Origin of the sequence: Streptococcus sp. UMB0029 (genome assembly GCF_002871495.1) — a bacterium.
Classification (GTDB): domain Bacteria; phylum Bacillota; class Bacilli; order Lactobacillales; family Streptococcaceae; genus Streptococcus.
The window spans coordinates 5,020-5,322 of sequence record NZ_PNGD01000027.1; the positions used below are offsets into that span (position 1 = coordinate 5,020).

The following is a 303-nucleotide window of genomic DNA, read 5'->3' on the forward strand; positions in this document are numbered from 1 at the left end:
TTTTTTCATTGTTCAGTACTACAACAATTGTTGTAGTGCCCTGCACATTGGTTCGTCTTGTTCAGTTTTCAAAGGTCTTTGTCACTTACTTCTCTCAAGTGACAACTATATTAGTATATCACAGTCGCTTTCGCTTGTCAACACTTTTTTGAAACTTTTTTAAACTTTTTTCATCAAGTGTTCCATCCACAACATACCATAGTCCGTACGGGATTCGAACCCGTGTTACCGCCGTGAAAAGGCGGTGTCTTAACCCCTTGACCAACGGACCAGAGTTGTTATTTTCAACTCTTACTATTATAC

General features: G+C 38.9%; 1 tRNA gene. It reads right to left on the bottom strand.

The window, feature by feature from the left end:
- Positions 1–199: 199 nt before the first annotated feature.
- Positions 200–271: transfer RNA gene (locus CJ239_RS11885), tRNA-Glu, on the bottom strand.
- Positions 272–303: the final 32 nt, after the last annotated feature.